Below are 14,879 nucleotides of genomic sequence, written 5' to 3' on the forward strand. Positions count from 1 at the left end.
ATTTGTAACTGACGCTCATGGACTTGCCCTGACAGATGCTGGCAAAGGCTACCACGAAAGTTAAGTTGACAGTTCCGGCATGAGACAAGAAGGGGGAAAATAATTGAGAGTTACCTTGACTATAGAGAAGAAAAGATAAAGGGAAGACGGGCAAGCGATCCGGTTGATGATGCCGCTCTTTGAACGGTGAGGCAAGGGCGTTTAGACCAATTCTCCGGTCTTGCGAAGAAGTCAGCCGGGAAAATTAAGCCGCCCGTATGAGCATTTCAGCAGCAGCCTTAGCCTGGACTGCTGCCGCAGGATTCCGGCGCATCATGGCGACCACGATCGCCCCTTCCAGCAGCAGCAACAATTGCTCAGCCACCGCGTCAGGATCATCGATTTCGGCGGCTTTCACCAGTTGCAGAATATAGTCATAAATTGCCTGTTGGTGCTCGATCGCCACCTGATAGCCGGGATGCTCAGGATCTACCAGTTCGACTGAAGAATTGATAAAGGCACAGCCGCGAAAGTCAGGTTGAGAGAACCATTCCTCTAGAGCATCGAACATGGCCAGAAGGCGTTCGGTGGGTGCCGTCGCCTGTTTTTCTACCGTTTCCTGAAACCATTCCCGCCAATTAGCATCGCGCTGCTGCAGCCAGGCAGCAATCAAGGCGTCTTTGGACTTGAAGTGGTTGTACAAAGACATTTTCGCCACGCCTGACTCAGCGATGATGCGATCAATGCCGACGTTTTGCGTTCCTTCTTGATAAAACAAGGTGGAGGCGGCTTGCATGATGCGATCGCGGGCCGAGGGCTTTGCCGATGATTTAGGACGAGGCATATTAGAAACAAATCTATACAGACTTGTCTATATAGTAGCACTTTTGCTTCAGATTTGTATTTAACCCAATCTTTGCCAGCGCGGGCGACATCCTCGAATTGCCTGCCTTGAGCCGGGTTCTATGGTACGGGGAGACCTCCTCTGTTCAACTTAACTAGCCCAGATCACCCTCAGAAATTTGACTACATTTCCTGACTTAGGAGCTAAAAATGCTCCTAAGTCAGGAAACAAAGAATATGCCGCTTGACAATATACAGACTTGTCTACATACTCAGCTTAGACAGACCGTTCTACATTAGTTCAAAGGAGGACACCTCCATGCCTGAACTCGCTACCCCCGCTCAACTCGCCGTTGACGCCGCTGAAAGCAGGCCACCGCTGCCGCCCTTCACGCTGGAAACGGCAAAGGCCAAAGTAAAAGCCGCTGAAGATGCCTGGAATAGCCGTAACCCTGAAAAAGTTGCTCTGGCCTACACCGTGGATTCGCAGTGGCGCAATCGCTCGGAGTTCATCCAAGGTCGTGACCAGATTCGCGAGTTCCTTACCCGCAAATGGAGCACCGAGTTGGACTATCGCTTACAGAAAACCCTGTGGAGCTTCACCGAAAACCGCATCTCCGTGAAATTTGAGTACGAGTACCACACCGACTCGGGCCAGTGGTATCGCGCTTACGGCAACGAAAACTGGGAATTTGCCCCTAACGGCCTGATGCAGCGACGGGAAGCCAGCATCAACGACGTCCCCATTCACGAGTCTGAGCGCAAGTTCCGCTGGAAACGGTAGACCGACCTGTATTTCTGAGCCCAAGTTAAGAGAATTGTCATGCTAGCTGCTCCCCCAACGCCTGAAACGACTCCCTGCGACGGACTGCATACCCTGCCGCTCTACCTGGGTGGAGAACGGGAAAGCCTCCCGACTGACTGTGGCTCCAGTTCCGTTCTGACAGCCGCCCAGTCTCGCGCTCATCCTACAACCGTCACCTTGGCGGACTACCGCCACAGCCTCCGAAATCCTGCCTTTGTGCCGCAGGCGGTGCGCATGGCGCTGATCATCGGTTCTCTGGTGTTTGCTATGAACCACGGCAAAGCCTTACTGCAACGCGAAATGGACCGCGATCGCTGGTTATCGGGAGCCTTATCTTTCGTGACGCCTTACCTCGTCAGCATCTACGGCCAAGCCCAGTGCCAGATCCGCCGTTCTGATGAACCAGAACCCTGACGTCCATCCATCTATATCTGCTTCTTGACCTTAAGGAGATTGATCCATGATTGACCTGTATACCTACACCACCCCCAATGGCCGCAAGCCTGCCATTCTGCTCGAAGAACTCGAACTGCCTTACACCATCCACAAAATCGACATCGGCAAAGGCGACCAGTTTAGGCCCGAGTTCAAGGCCATTAACCCCAATAGCAAGATTCCGGCCATCCGCGATCGCGACAACGACCTGACCATTTTTGAATCCGGGGCCATCCTGATTTATCTGGCAGAAAAAGCGGGCAAGCTGCTGCCCACGGACGTAGCCGGTCGCGCCAAGGTGATGGAGTGGCTGATGTTCCAGATGGCCAGCGTGGGACCGATGTTTGGTCAGCTCGGCCACTTCCACAATGCGGCACCCGAAAAGATTGCTTATGCCGTAGAACGCTATCACCGGGAGACCCTGCGGCTGCTCGACGTGCTCGATCGCCAGCTCGAACACCATCCCTACATCGCGGGCGATTACTCCATCGCCGACATTGCCACGTTTCCCTGGGTGGCGGCGGCCAAAACCCCTTACCTGGGCATTTCCCTCGCGGCGTTTCCCAACGTCGATCGCTGGGTTGAAACGATGAAAAAGCGTCCCGCTGTGCAGGTGGGCATGGATATTCTCCAACCCAATTTCAACAGTGATTTTGGGCGGCTAGCGGTTTCTCATTCGACGGCGCAACTGACTACTGCGTAACCATTGCCAGAGTTTTATCCGCTTACCCGCGCTCCGTTGCCAACTTTCTAGACGTTGCTGAAGTGACGCTCATTAGTCATGACACAATCCACCCGCTTATCCGGTTCATCAGGGGCTTTGGCGATCGCCAATCGGCCCCCGGCCCCCCCGCTCCCCCGCAGCGGCCAAACATTAGCGGTACCGCTATCCCCCACCCCGGTTTATCCGTTCTTTCCTCCTAGCCCAGCGTCACAACGGGACTTAGCCCGGCGCATCTCTCAGCGCGAGCAGGCCCTCTCTGCGGAGGTGGCTCATTACCGGGAAGCGGTGCGATCGCTGCGCCAGCAACTCGCAGAACAGAGGCATCTGGCCGCAGTCGGCACCCTGGCCGCCAGTATTGTTCACGAGATCCGAAATCCCCTGACCACCCTCGGGCTGTGGCTGGACTATTGCCAGCGTCAAGACCTGCCGGAACCTGCCCAGCAACGGTTGGCTTTAGCGGTAGAGGATGGCGATCGCCTGCAACGCCTGCTCGATCAAATTTTGCTCTACGCCAAGCCCCAAACCTTGCATCGGCAAGCCGTTGACCTCAATCAACTGGTGGCGGAAACGCTGGAAAGCTTGCGGCATACTCCCGCCGCCCGTAACCGTCAATTGGAATTCTGGCCGAGCCGGACCCCAATCACCATAACCGCTGATCCCGACAAGCTGAAACAGGTGCTGATCAACCTGGTGACCAATGCTTGTGAGGCAGTCTCTGACGGCGATCGCGTCCACATCAGCGTTGTATCCAGGGGGAGCGATCGCAGGTGTCTCCAGGTTCACAATGGCGGTCGCCCCATTCATCCCAAACAGCTCGCTAAGCTCACCGAACCGTTTTTCACCACCAAAGCGACGGGCACCGGACTGGGATTGGCGATCGTGCAACAGATTATCAACGCCCACGCCGGATCGCTCAAGATCGAGTCAGCCGCCACCGCTGGCACCACCGTCACCGTCACCCTACCCGGTCAGCACTAAATTTTTCTGTCAAGTTTCTCGAAGTGCCTGCTATTCAAACGTTTCAAAGCTGGCTTCGATCCCGCGTTCACGTTGCCGTGAATCGTCCCGACCTCAGAGTCGGTGACTCCATCAGGGCGCCTCTCTGCCGTTCATCGGCAGGCAGGTGTTCTGCGCCCAGGTTCTCATGAACCGTCATTAACCCACTAACCACTTTAGGAGATTTTTCACTATGGCTTTACCGAATCCCGGCATGACCATTGACGCCCAACGAACCGCGATCGTCATCATCGACCCGCAAAACGATTTCCTTAGCCCCAGTGGCGTTGCCTGGGGAGTGGTGGGCGAAAGCGTCACCGAAAACAATACCGTCGCCAATATTGAGGCTTTGATGAAAGCCGCTAAAACCTACAATCTGCCCCTGTTCATCTCGCCGCACTACTATTTCCCGGCGGATCATCGCTGGAAGTTTGAAGGGGCGCTGGAAAATCTCATGCACAGCATTGGCATGTTCGATCGCCCCGGCCCGTTGCAGCTAGAGGGGCTGGAGGGCTCCGGCGCGGACTGGGTCGATATCTACAAGCCCTATATCGAGGATGGCAACACGGTGATTTGCAGTCCCCACAAGGTCTATGGCCCCGAAAATAATGACCTGATTCTGCAACTGCGCAAACAGCGGATCGACAAAGTCATCCTCGGCGGCATGTCGTCGAACCTCTGCGTGGAATCGCACTTACGGGAACTGCTGGAACAGGGCTTTGAAGTCGCCGTGGTGAAGGACGCCACCGCTGGCGCGAAAGTCCCCGAGGGTGACGGTTACGCCTCGGCGCTGGTGAACTATCGCATGTTGGCCAACACAGTCTGGTCCACTCAAGAGGCGCTACAAGTGCTAGAGCAAAGCCTGCCTAGCTTGCAGCCTGCGTAAGAACTGCCAGTCATTGGGGGGTGAGTACCCTAACGCGCCCCTCAGCATTGCTAGAAATCCGGTTTCTTCGTCAGTTATGGCTATAAACCCCTAATTTTTTTTCGAAGAAGTTGGGCGCGACTATCCCATTAAACCCGTCAGCTTAGTCACTATTTGAGGACACCCATCATGACCACGATTCTGCAAATTGATGCCAGCGCTCGCGTCACCCGTTCTCTGAGTCGCGGACTGACCGCCGCGTTTGTCGAACACTGGCAAACGATCCGTCCCAACGACACCTGGATCACACGAGATGTGGGGCTTAATCCTCCATCCGCCATGAGTGAGAACTGGATTGCCGCCGCGTTCAAACCCGTCGATCAGCGCACTTTCGAACAGGTCACCGCCCTGCGAGAATCCGACGAACTCCTGGCAGAGTTAGAGCCCGCCGAGGTTATCGTCATCGGCACCCCGATGTACAACTACGGCATGCCGTCGGCGCTCAAAGCCTGGATTGATCAGGTGATTCGTATCGGACGCACCTTTTCTTTCGATCTAGCGCGGGGAGAGCAACCGATTGAGCCCATTCAAACCGGCAAAATTCTGGTCATCTTGACTGCCTCTGGCGAGGGGGGCTTTGAATTTGGCGGCGTGCACGCGGCACAGAATCATCTGGATACGGCCATCATCACCGCTTCCCGCTTACTGGGGGTGAGCGAACACCACGTCATTCGCATTGAATATCAGGAGTTTGGCGACGATCGCCACCAGCAGTCCAAAGCAGCGGCCTATGCGGCCATTCCTCAACTGGTGGAACAGCTTAGCCAAAAAGTAGGCATCCCTACCGTCGCCGCGTAACCCACCCATTCCCCAACATTCATCTTGCTTCGACTGACCTTTTATCCCTACGAGGAATTTTGACCATGGCTTTGACTCAAGGCATCCATCACGTCGGTCTGACCGTTCCCGACATCAACGCGACCCGCGATTTTTTCGTAAACGTACTGGAATTTCAACAAGTCGGTGAAGTGCCCGACTATCCCGCTTACTTTGTCTCAGATGGCACCAGTTTATTGACGCTCTGGCAGGCCATAGAACCCGATCACGCCATCCCCTTTAACCGCAAAACCAACATCGGCCTGCATCACTTTGCCTTCAAAATAGACGGCATCGAAATCCTCAAGGCCATTTACGAAAAGCTCAAAATCGCCCCAGGCGTCGAGATTGAATTCGCGCCAGAACCGTTGGGCGGTGGCCCCACTCAGCACATGATGTTCGCCATTCCCGGCGGTATTCGCATGGAGTTGACTGCTCCTGCCCGTTAACTCAAAAGATCAGACCAACCCCTGTAGGGGCGAGGTCACCTCGCCCCTACTAAAACCATTGTTTTCAGGATTCAGGAGACCGACATCATGGCAATCCCCGGTTGGCAACGGACAGAATCGCCCTTTCATCGTGGGGAGCGGGCGATTCAAGAACGTCTGGGTGCTTTAGAGCAGATGGACAACTTTGGCCGACGAATCATTCGCGAATTTTTGCCCGAGCAGCATCGCCAGTTCTACGCGCAGCTTTCTTATTTTCTAGTCGGCACGGTGGATAGGGCCGGAAATCCCTGGGCGTCTATCCTGGTAGGTGAACCGGGCTTTATCTCAACGCCCAATGATCATACTCTGCACATTGCTGCTCAGCCCCTATCCGGCGATCCGCTCGCTGAGACGCTACAGGTCGGTAGCGATATTGGCTTTCTCGGCATCGAACTGCACACTCGTCGCCGGAATCGTGTTAATGGGGTAGTGAGTGCGATCGCGCCCGACGGCATGGAAGTTCAAGTCAGCCAAACCTTTGGCAACTGTCCCAAATACATCCAGGCGCGCCAGTTCGATCTCGCTGCTTTTGACCCGACTGCGGTCAAGCTCATCCACACCCTGACCACCTTGGGGGCAGCGGAACGTCAGGCGATCGCGGCGGCCGACACCTTCTTTATCGCCACTGCTTATCTGAATGACGCGGCTGGAGCCGCCAAAGGCGTCGATGTCTCCCATCGGGGCGGCAAACCCGGCTTTGTGCGCATCGATGGCGATACCCTCACCGTGCCCGACTTTGCTGGCAACTGCCACTTCAACACCTTTGGCAACATCGAGGTTAACCCGCGGGCGGGCCTACTGTTCATTGATTTTGAGCAGGGCAATGTGCTTTACCTCACTGGCACCGCCGAGGTCATTTGGGACGGGGATCCAGAAATTGCCGCCTATGCAGGCGCGGAACGGCTGTTCAAATTTCATCTCACCCAGGGCATCCGGGTAGAGGGCAGCTTGCCTTTAACCTGGTCTACGCCTGAGTACTCCCGGTTTTTGGCAGAGACCGGTCCTTGGTAAGGCGCAATGCCCCCAATCCCTCCGCACTTATCCAGGCTTTTTAGCCACGATGAAGACGGCTTTATCCTGACCCGGTTGCCACTGGTAGTCCAGCTCAAATCCGGCCTGGGTCAGGCTATTCTCTAACGCCTGGGTGGTGAAGATGGCGACGAAGGGAAAAAACCAAACAGTCGGCCAACAGGTGCGATCAGCTTAAACCAGCTCATGGTATCGCTCAGGCAGCTGGTACTGGTAACAAAAATGCCCTCTGGTTTGAGCATTTGGTAGCCCCGATCGATGGCCGCCTCTTTGTCTTTCAACAAATGCAAAATGCTGAGTCCCAGCACCGCATCCAGGCTCTGATCCGGGATGTCGAGGTCTTCAACGGTGGCTGCTCAAAGGTGACGTTATCGATGTGCTCCGCCTCGGATTTGCCTGGGCGATCGCGCCTCACTGAAATCAGCAAAATGCTTGATAGTATTGCGGCTGAGGTAAAACTGTTGACCGCTTTCTGTGTTGCTCAAGCCTTTGACAATGAGATGCAGGACTTCGCGCCAGCCACCATATTCTGGTTCCCGTGGCCTCTTTCAGGCTATGTCCGGCTTTAGTCTAAGTTCAACCGATAGCCCTCGAAGGTGACCTCAAAGCCATCGCCATCGGGGGAAGCACACATCAAACCGACCTGAAGCGTCTCCGCAGGCAGATACGCCAGTCTAAACCTATTGAAGCTTCCGGCTTTGTCCAGGTACGAGATATGAATCGCTTCTTGCCGCCGCTCGACCCGCAAACGCAAGACCTCAGGAGGATGTGTGAGGGGAATAACCGACCAGTCCGAGTACTCGTGGGTGACAACCGCGCTGAGATTTTGCACCCCCTCGACGTATTCAATCCCGGTTTTGATCCAGTGCTGGTCATCAACGCGCAGCATGATGCCCGCCTGATCGTACAGATCCCGATAGCGGCCACGAATGCCGACTTCTACTACAAAATCGCTGCTCACTGTCTCAAAGTAGAAATGGCCGTTATCGCGGATAAAGTCGTAGTGGGTAATGCGCCAAAAGTCCGTTTTGGGAGCGGTTTTGACGGTTAAGCGATGCTCCTCTAGAGCGGCTACGCCAACGCCGTCTTGGTGCCAATGGGGCGGTTCATTGAGCCATTGCATCGTTTTCGATTAACTCCATTTGAATGAGCGTTTGTCCAGTTTCGCCATGGCAGGACTGACCCATCGATACAAACCCATAGCGATCGTAAAACCGTTGCCCGATCGCGTTCTGCTCAAACACTTCAACGTCCAAGGGGCCTCGAAGCTGAACGGCATGATCCATCAGCGATCGCCCGATCCCCTGGCCCTGCATTGCCGGGTCTACAAAGAACCCGCCGACCGTTTGTCCCAACAGAGAAATGAAGCCCACCACTTCTCCCTGATGTTCATAAACCCAGGTTTCGGCCACTGGCAGATACTGGGTGGCGATCGCCGCCCGCTCTTGCTCAAAGTGCTCGGCGGGCAGAAAGGGGTGAGCGATCGCCGCTGCTCGATACCACACTGCCAGTAGAGCAGCCTGATCAGCCTCCTGGTAAAGACGAATAATCATGGTTCACAGGACCTTTGGCGCAATGCAGATCGGGTGGGATGCGCTAATAGTAGCGATACGGAGGCCAGCCGTGCGGGTAGCGTTCGACAAACTGTTACCCAGTCAGCAAGGCGAAGTTGAAAGGTCAGGACGGTCATGGCTGAACTCCGTTTCATCAGCGGTAATACAGGTTGGGTGAGCGATCGTTGCAGCTCCCGGTTCTGACCGCACACCGGAGGAGCCTCAGGGACGACTGTTACAGATCATGGCTGTGGCGGCTGGCTGCGGCTGATCCCGTTCAAAGTGCAGGCGTTGAGCGGGGAAGTAGATGGTTTCATAGGCCGCAACAGTTGCGTCTGGGGAGAGTCCTTCTTGCGATCGCGCGATCGCCCGCTTCAGAGCCGTTTCAAAGCTGCATTCAATCCACAATGACAGGTCGTAAGTGGACTGAAATGGCCGCTTCAGTAAGAAAATCCCTTCCAGCAGAATGACGTCGATGTCCTGATATTGATAGACGTGCTTGCGGTAGTCTGTAGCGGTTTCTTCGGTGTAATCTGCCTCTAACTCAAGGGAACGGCGTTTTCGCAGAGGCAACACCAGTTGAGCGAACAACTCATCAAAGCGAATGGCGTGATGGTAAAAGTGCTCGGGTGGGTTGATGTTGCTAAATCGCTGGTGAGGTAAATGCAGCCAGCCATCGATATTAATAACAGCGGTTTTTAGCTGCTGCCGTATCAGCAACTCGGCCATTATGTCGGTGATATAGCCCTTGCCTGAACCATCAATGCCAGAAATGACGACCAGTAATGCTCTTGACGCGATCAGCCGTTCCCGCTGCTGCCTGATTTGAGCGATCGCAGGGGCCAGGTGGGGACTGTAGAAGATTTCAGGTCTTGCCATGGGAATGGGTTGTGTAGTGACGACTATCTAGGGCAGCGGGCATTTGGCCGGATGCACCGGATGGGGGGGACACGGCATCGCAGCAGGCGCGGAGTGGGGATGGGCATTGATTGTTTGCCCCAACAAAACGCTGACAAAAATCAGGGTGATGCCGACCAGTTGAACTGGCGTAAGGGCTTGCTGGAGCCACAGGAAGCCGATCAATGTCGCCATCACTGGGCTCAGCAACCCCAGATAGGACACCGCAGCGGCGGAAAGTTGACCAATACCCCGCATCCATAGCAGGTAAGCGAATCCGGTACTGAAAACGCCCAGGTAGATGAGGGCTTGCAGGTTGGTGCGGGTCAAGGTGGCGAAGGGGCCTTCGACGATGAGAGCGATGGGGAGTAATAGAGCCCCGCCCACGGTGAGTTGCCATGCGGTGAAGACCAGCAACGGCACAGGTCGCGACCAGTGTTTCACCAATACTGTGCCGAGGCCCATTGTGGCTGCCCCTGCCAGGGCAGCGCAAATGCCGACCGGATCAAGTCGGGCAGCGGGACCGAGCACTAACAGGGCAATACCGACAAAGCCCGCGATCGCGACGGGAAAGGCTCCTTTAGCGGGCTTTTCTTGCAAAATCAGCCAGGAAAATAAGACGACCAACAACGGCTGAATTGCCCCTGCGGTCGCGGCGACACCACCGGGGAGACGATAGGCCGCCACAAACAGCAACCCCTGAAACACCCCAATGTTCAACCCGCCCAAAATGAGGATGCGCCACCACCAAATGCCCTGGGGTAGCTTGCGAAAGGTGAGGGTGAGCAGCAGACCGATGGGAAGCGATCGCAGCGCCGCCACCAGCAAAGGATGTCCGGGGGGCAAAAATTCTGTCGCCACGATGTAGGTGGTGCCACAGGCCAGGGGCGCGATCGCGGTGAGGGCAATATCGCCCAGAGACACAGTCGAAGATTTCATGAATTCAGTCCTGAAGAATGGGAGTGTAGCGGGAGAGAGGGAGCGTGCGCGTCGACGGCAGGGCGGATCTGACCGCTGGGGGCGACTGGGAGCATTTGGGGCGATCGCAGGGCATAGCCCACGCCCCGGACGGTCTGAATCAACGGCGGTTGACCGGGCCATTCCAACTTGAGCCGCAGGTAACGGATGTAGACTTCCACCACATTGGTCTTGACCTTCACCGTGTCGGCCCAAACCTGATCGAGAATCTGTCGTCGGCTCAACACCTGGTGGGGATGGGCCATCAAAAAAGCCAGCAGGTCAAATTCTTTCGCTGTCAACTCGATCAAGCGCTGACAGCGGTAAACTTCGCGGGTGTCGAGATTCAGCGCCAGGTCCGCCAACGATAGGATGGGGTCTGGCCTTTCCCAGCGACTCCGGCGTAACCGCGATCGCACTCGGGCCAGGAGTTCTGCCGTGGCAAAGGGCTTCACCAGCACATCATGCGCCCCAGCCTCCAACCCCTTGACGCGATCGCAAATCTCAGTCGCCTCATTCAGCAAAATGATGGGCAACTGCGGCTCCGTGACCTGAAGCTGCTGACACACCTGCCGTCCCGTCAGGTCGGGCAACTGCGACGCGACCAGCACGACGTGAGGGCGCAGGTGACGCGCTAGATGCAATCCCACCAGCCCTTGCGCGACGTGGATCACCTGGTAGCGACTCGCCTCTAGGTTGGGCACCAGCGCTGCTGCCAGCGGGGCGTCTGGTTCGATCAATACAATATTCGGTGTCATGGGACACACCTCCGATAGCGAGAACCGCAAGACGGAGGCGATGACGCGCCGCCGCCCTGCTCATGCACTAAGCCGCGATCGCCTCGGAGCGATCAGATTCTTGAATGAGATCGTCAAGCACTGAGATCGCTGTCGGCTGCCAGCCCAAAAGTTGGTGAGCGCGATCGCTCGTCACCTGCTGATCCAGCGCTAGAGCATCAGCCAGGGCACCCCACCGTTCGCGAGCATTAGCCAAACTGAGAGACTGCACCTGTCCATCCATACCCAGGGATTGGGCGATCGCATCAGCGACCTGACCCATCGTGATGGCGGCATCGTTGGCTCCAATCAGCACCGTTCCGGCGGGGGCCGATTCCATCGCTTGCACATACAGCCGCGCCAGATCATCCACATGCACAAACGCCCCGTGATAGTCGCCGCTCTCGATCATCGGGACGGCTCCCGTGGCTTGGCCTGTCTGCCGCAACATTGCGAGCAGCCCGCCCCCGTGGCCGTACACCAAACCAGGACGAATCACGAGCGATCGCACCCCAGCTTGTGCCGCCGCCAACACCAACTCTTCAACCGCCGGTCGCCACGCCACAATCGGGGTGGGGTCAAAGGGCCACGTTTCATCTGCCACCTGTCCCTTCGTATTGCCCATCACCCAAATGCCGCTGGTATAGACAAACGGCTTTGGGGTATCCGCCAACGCAGCCAACAAGACTTGGGTGGCTTGCTGATCCACCGTGGGCATCGCGGCATCGTTGGTGGCGGCAGTGTGAATGACCGCATCGGCCTGGATTGCCGCCGCCTGTAGACTGGCGGCATCCGTCAAATCGCCTCGATGGGGTTGAATGCCAGCGTCCTGCAAGCGCTGGGCCGCTGCCGCCGATCGCGCCAGTCCCACCACAGCATGACCTGAATTCATGAGCGATCTCGCCACCGCACCGCCGATATACCCCGTCGCACTCGTTAAAAATACCTTCATCATGATCTCCTTCGAGCGGTTGAACGCCCGACACATTTATCTTGGCATCAAGTTATTCGACCCAAAGATAAATGTCAAGAATCTCGATATCGAGATATAATTGAGCTATGACACAAGACCGCATCGACGAAATTTTGACGCAGTGGCAGCAAGAAGCCCCCGACCTGGATCTCTCATCCCTGGCGGTGGTGGGGCGGATCTTGCGGCTCGCTCGCCTGCTGGAAAAGCAGCGTGAAACAGTGCTCGCCGACTTTGACCTGAATGTCTGGTCCTTTGATATGTTGGCGACGTTGCGGCGGCAAGGACCCCCCTATCAGCTCAAGCCCACAGATTTGTATGGCTTGCTCATGCTGTCTTCAGGCGCGATGACCAACCGCATCGATCGTCTGGAAAAAGAGGGTTTAGTTACCCGTCTGCGAGATCCCAATGACCGTCGCAGTGTCATGGTGCAGCTAACCGATCAGGGGATGCAGCGCGTTGATACGGTTATGCCTGTGCTGTTTGAACGCGAAAATCAGCTTTTGACAGAGCTGAGCGAAACCGAAACGGAAACGTTGATTGCTCTCCTCAAGCGGCTTTTAGCGATCGTGAATCGAAATGTATACTTTTCCCCATAGGAGGAATTTACCGATGACATCAACTTCCCCAGCGGCCACCGCCCCTTTGGATGCCAGTCAAGTCTTGCAGCAGTTGCACTGGCGCTATGCCACCAAAAAATTCGACCCAGCTCGAAAAATTCCCGCCCATACCTGGCACGCCCTGGAGCAGAGCCTGGTGCTAGCGCCCTCGTCTTTTGGGCTACAGCCCTGGAAGTTCTTTGTGATTCGCAATCCCGAAATTCGCCAGCAGCTCCAGGGGGCGGCTTGGGGACAGTCTCAGGTGGTGGATGCCTCTCACCTCGTCGTCTTGGCCATCAAACAGGATGTGAATGCTGGCGATGTTGCCCCCTACCTCGATCGCATGGCCGACGTTCGCCAGACCGCTAAAGAAAATCTGCAAGGGTTGGAGAACATGATTAAAGGCTTTCTGAAGGAGCCTCCATTTCCGCTGGATCCCAATGCCTGGTCAGCCCGGCAGGTGTATATTGCTCTGGGCTTTTTCCTTTACAGTGCAGCGATGCTGGGGGTCGATGCCTGTCCCATGGAAGGATTTGTGCCAGCCCAGGTGAATGAGATTCTAGGACTGCCCGAACAGGGTTATGGGGCAGTGGTGCTCTGTGCCGCTGGCTATCGGGCTGCTGACGATAAATATGCTGATATGGCTAAGGTGCGCTTCCAAACTGAGGAGGTCGTTCAATACATTGATTGAGCGTCCTGAACTGAGGTGACGACGCATTTGCAGCAGATCTATGACTTATCCTCTCGATCATATGCTGGTCCGGTGATATGTCCGGATGGATGCAGAACCGATATCTTTGGTAGGTTATCGGAGGCACAACGGTGGTCTTGGGATGAGCGGTGTGTGGAGAGCGCGAAGGCGATCGCTCGGCATCTGGAGGAGTCCGGTGGGGTGCCAAAAAGAGTGCATGTTTCTGGATAGGGAAAAGGGGCCTGTCGGCAATATGCTGGAAGGTGAATCTTTTGTCGTTGTTGAGCGATGGTGCAACTGCCCGTCAGTCTCGTTCGAGGCCACGATCAGCAGTCTGTTGAAGCCCGGTTACTGGATTTACAACCGAGGCATGTGGCGGATTTTCAGTCGCTTTGGCAAGCTCAGCTCCGACAATTCTCCCAAGCAGATAAATACTGGGATTGGGCGTTCAAAGAGCGCCTCACCATTCGCAATGCTAATTATGAAGGCTATGCCGTTGAGTATGGGGGTCGTACCCACGGTCTCATGATGTTGGAGACCCAGTGGCATTCCTCACAGTTTTATCCGGGTCAAAGGCTGGTCTATGTGGCCGCGTTATCGGTCGCGCCGTGGAATCGGCTCCCCATCCAGAACCCACCTCAGTTCAAGACGGTAGGCAGTGCTTTGCTGTCTTTTTCTCGGCTCCGGAGTGTTGAGTTAGGCTATGGAGGTCGGGTGGGACTCCATGCTCTCCCTGGAGCCACTGGGTTTTATGAGCGCAAAAATATGATGCGGCTTGATCCTGACCTGGATGACCGCATTGATGCGGATGAAGAAGCGCTCACATATTTTGAGTATCCTGCTTTGAACAGGTAGTGAAAGACTATGGCCTCTCAACGTTCCGATGATTCTCGATTAGCCCTCGATCTCATGGCCCAGTTGCGAGATCCGCAATGGGCGTTGGAGGCGGCACGAATTGAGGAGGAGGCTCACTGTGACATCAGCGCAGGGCCAGAATTCGGGGCGCGATTGGGGCAGTTCATGGCGGATCCGCACAGTTTTCATCAGTTCCAGCGGTTACGAGATTTAGTGCTGAGGGAGTTTCGGCAATTACTCACGGACGGCAATCTAGGCGTGGGCACTGATGCGGCTTGGAGCGTGGGACAAGAACGGTTAATGCTACGGCTGAAGCAGCCCAGTCCTAACATTCAGGCACAACTCAAATTGGTGTTGGCAGAGGACTTGGCGACAACAGAGAATGAGCCGTTATCGGCAGATGCTTTGGCACTTTTTCAACAAGCCGTTTATGCTGCGCTGACACCCGAAGATTGGGATGATATCGCCGCCGCCGCCGCTAAGGCTGTTCAAATGCATGTGAAACGACAGCTTAAGTTGCAACAATCCGCGTAGGGAGACT

At 55.7% G+C, this 14,879-nt stretch carries 19 protein-coding genes and 1 pseudogene; 12 read left to right on the plus strand and 8 right to left on the minus strand.

The window, feature by feature from the left end; all coding sequences use genetic code 11:
* Positions 1-244: 244 nt before the first annotated feature.
* A complete protein-coding gene (locus tag JUK32_RS14575) occupies positions 245-823 on the minus strand; it encodes a TetR/AcrR family transcriptional regulator (protein WP_204139591.1) in 579 nt (192 codons plus the stop codon).
* Between the two features lie 318 nt (positions 824-1,141).
* Here JUK32_RS14575 and JUK32_RS14580 point away from each other — a divergent pair, with 318 nt between their 5' ends.
* From JUK32_RS14580 to JUK32_RS14615, 8 genes are all read left to right on the plus strand, one after another.
* Positions 1,142-1,606: a nuclear transport factor 2 family protein gene (locus JUK32_RS14580; RefSeq protein ID WP_204139592.1), complete on the plus strand. Its 465-nt coding sequence runs from the start codon at positions 1,142-1,144 to the stop codon at positions 1,604-1,606.
* Between the two features lie 39 nt (positions 1,607-1,645).
* Entirely contained in the window at positions 1,646-2,041 is a 396-nt protein-coding gene (nrtS, locus tag JUK32_RS27585) for a nitrate/nitrite transporter NrtS (RefSeq protein WP_239112671.1), read from the plus strand.
* 46 nt (positions 2,042-2,087) lie between these two features.
* Positions 2,088-2,765: a glutathione S-transferase N-terminal domain-containing protein gene (locus JUK32_RS14590; RefSeq protein WP_204139593.1), complete on the plus strand. Its 678-nt coding sequence runs from the start codon at positions 2,088-2,090 to the stop codon at positions 2,763-2,765.
* A gap of 78 nt (positions 2,766-2,843) precedes the next feature.
* Positions 2,844-3,764, plus strand: coding sequence for a PAS domain-containing sensor histidine kinase (locus JUK32_RS14595; protein ID WP_204139594.1), 921 nt, complete (start codon positions 2,844-2,846; stop codon positions 3,762-3,764).
* A gap of 211 nt (positions 3,765-3,975) precedes the next feature.
* Positions 3,976-4,668, plus strand: a complete 693-nt coding sequence (locus JUK32_RS14600; protein WP_239112672.1) for a cysteine hydrolase family protein — start codon at positions 3,976-3,978, stop codon at positions 4,666-4,668.
* Positions 4,669-4,836: 168 nt separating this feature from the next.
* A complete protein-coding gene (locus JUK32_RS14605) occupies positions 4,837-5,505 on the plus strand; it encodes an FMN-dependent NADH-azoreductase (protein ID WP_204139595.1) in 669 nt (222 codons plus the stop codon).
* A gap of 65 nt (positions 5,506-5,570) precedes the next feature.
* Positions 5,571-5,972 carry a VOC family protein gene (locus JUK32_RS14610; protein WP_204139596.1) on the plus strand — a complete coding sequence of 134 codons (402 nt, stop codon included), beginning with the start codon at positions 5,571-5,573 and terminating at the stop codon, positions 5,970-5,972.
* A gap of 87 nt (positions 5,973-6,059) precedes the next feature.
* A complete protein-coding gene (locus JUK32_RS14615; protein ID WP_204139597.1) occupies positions 6,060-7,022 on the plus strand; it encodes a pyridoxamine 5'-phosphate oxidase family protein in 963 nt (320 codons plus the stop codon).
* Positions 7,023-7,049: 27 nt separating this feature from the next.
* Here JUK32_RS14615 and JUK32_RS28735 read toward each other — a convergent pair.
* The 7 genes and pseudogenes from JUK32_RS28735 to JUK32_RS14650 all read right to left on the minus strand — a co-directional run.
* Positions 7,050-7,434: pseudogene (locus JUK32_RS28735) on the minus strand (class I SAM-dependent methyltransferase); the annotation flags it as partial.
* A 171-nt stretch (positions 7,435-7,605) separates the two neighbouring features.
* Positions 7,606-8,163 carry a DUF1349 domain-containing protein gene (locus tag JUK32_RS14625; protein ID WP_204139598.1) on the minus strand — a complete coding sequence of 186 codons (558 nt, stop codon included), beginning with the start codon at positions 8,161-8,163 and terminating at the stop codon, positions 7,606-7,608.
* Complete coding sequence (locus JUK32_RS14630; RefSeq protein WP_204139599.1) at positions 8,147-8,593, minus strand: GNAT family N-acetyltransferase; 447 nt, start codon at positions 8,591-8,593, stop codon at positions 8,147-8,149. Before JUK32_RS14630 ends, JUK32_RS14625 begins: the two co-directional genes overlap by 17 nt.
* Before the next feature lie 222 nt (positions 8,594-8,815).
* On the minus strand, positions 8,816-9,472 hold the full coding sequence (locus JUK32_RS14635; protein WP_204139600.1) for a hypothetical protein: 657 nt from the start codon (positions 9,470-9,472) through the stop codon (positions 8,816-8,818).
* Between the two features lie 27 nt (positions 9,473-9,499).
* On the minus strand, positions 9,500-10,429 hold the full coding sequence (locus tag JUK32_RS14640) for an EamA family transporter (RefSeq protein ID WP_204139601.1): 930 nt from the start codon (positions 10,427-10,429) through the stop codon (positions 9,500-9,502).
* Positions 10,426-11,205: a response regulator transcription factor gene (locus JUK32_RS14645; RefSeq protein ID WP_204139602.1), complete on the minus strand. Its 780-nt coding sequence runs from the start codon at positions 11,203-11,205 to the stop codon at positions 10,426-10,428. Before JUK32_RS14645 ends, JUK32_RS14640 begins: the two co-directional genes overlap by 4 nt.
* A gap of 67 nt (positions 11,206-11,272) precedes the next feature.
* Positions 11,273-12,175, minus strand: coding sequence for an NAD-dependent epimerase/dehydratase family protein (locus JUK32_RS14650; protein ID WP_204139603.1), 903 nt, complete (start codon positions 12,173-12,175; stop codon positions 11,273-11,275).
* A 107-nt stretch (positions 12,176-12,282) separates the two neighbouring features.
* Between JUK32_RS14650 and JUK32_RS14655 the strand changes: the two genes are divergently transcribed.
* The 4 genes from JUK32_RS14655 (at position 12,283) to JUK32_RS14670 (ending at position 14,872) form a co-directional block, all read left to right on the plus strand.
* Positions 12,283-12,792 (plus strand): MarR family winged helix-turn-helix transcriptional regulator, encoded by a 510-nt coding sequence (locus JUK32_RS14655; protein ID WP_204139604.1) that lies wholly within the window; start codon positions 12,283-12,285, stop codon positions 12,790-12,792.
* A gap of 13 nt (positions 12,793-12,805) precedes the next feature.
* Positions 12,806-13,483: an NAD(P)H-dependent oxidoreductase gene (locus tag JUK32_RS14660; RefSeq protein ID WP_204139605.1), complete on the plus strand. Its 678-nt coding sequence runs from the start codon at positions 12,806-12,808 to the stop codon at positions 13,481-13,483.
* Between the two features lie 288 nt (positions 13,484-13,771).
* Positions 13,772-14,338 carry a GNAT family N-acetyltransferase gene (locus JUK32_RS14665; RefSeq protein WP_204139606.1) on the plus strand — a complete coding sequence of 189 codons (567 nt, stop codon included), beginning with the start codon at positions 13,772-13,774 and terminating at the stop codon, positions 14,336-14,338.
* 9 nt (positions 14,339-14,347) lie between these two features.
* Positions 14,348-14,872, plus strand: coding sequence for a hypothetical protein (locus tag JUK32_RS14670; RefSeq protein WP_204139607.1), 525 nt, complete (start codon positions 14,348-14,350; stop codon positions 14,870-14,872).
* The last annotated feature ends 7 nt before the right edge of the window (positions 14,873-14,879 follow it).

The organism is Halomicronema sp. CCY15110, assembly GCF_016888165.1.
GTDB lineage: Bacteria > Cyanobacteriota > Cyanobacteriia > Phormidesmidales > Phormidesmidaceae > Halomicronema.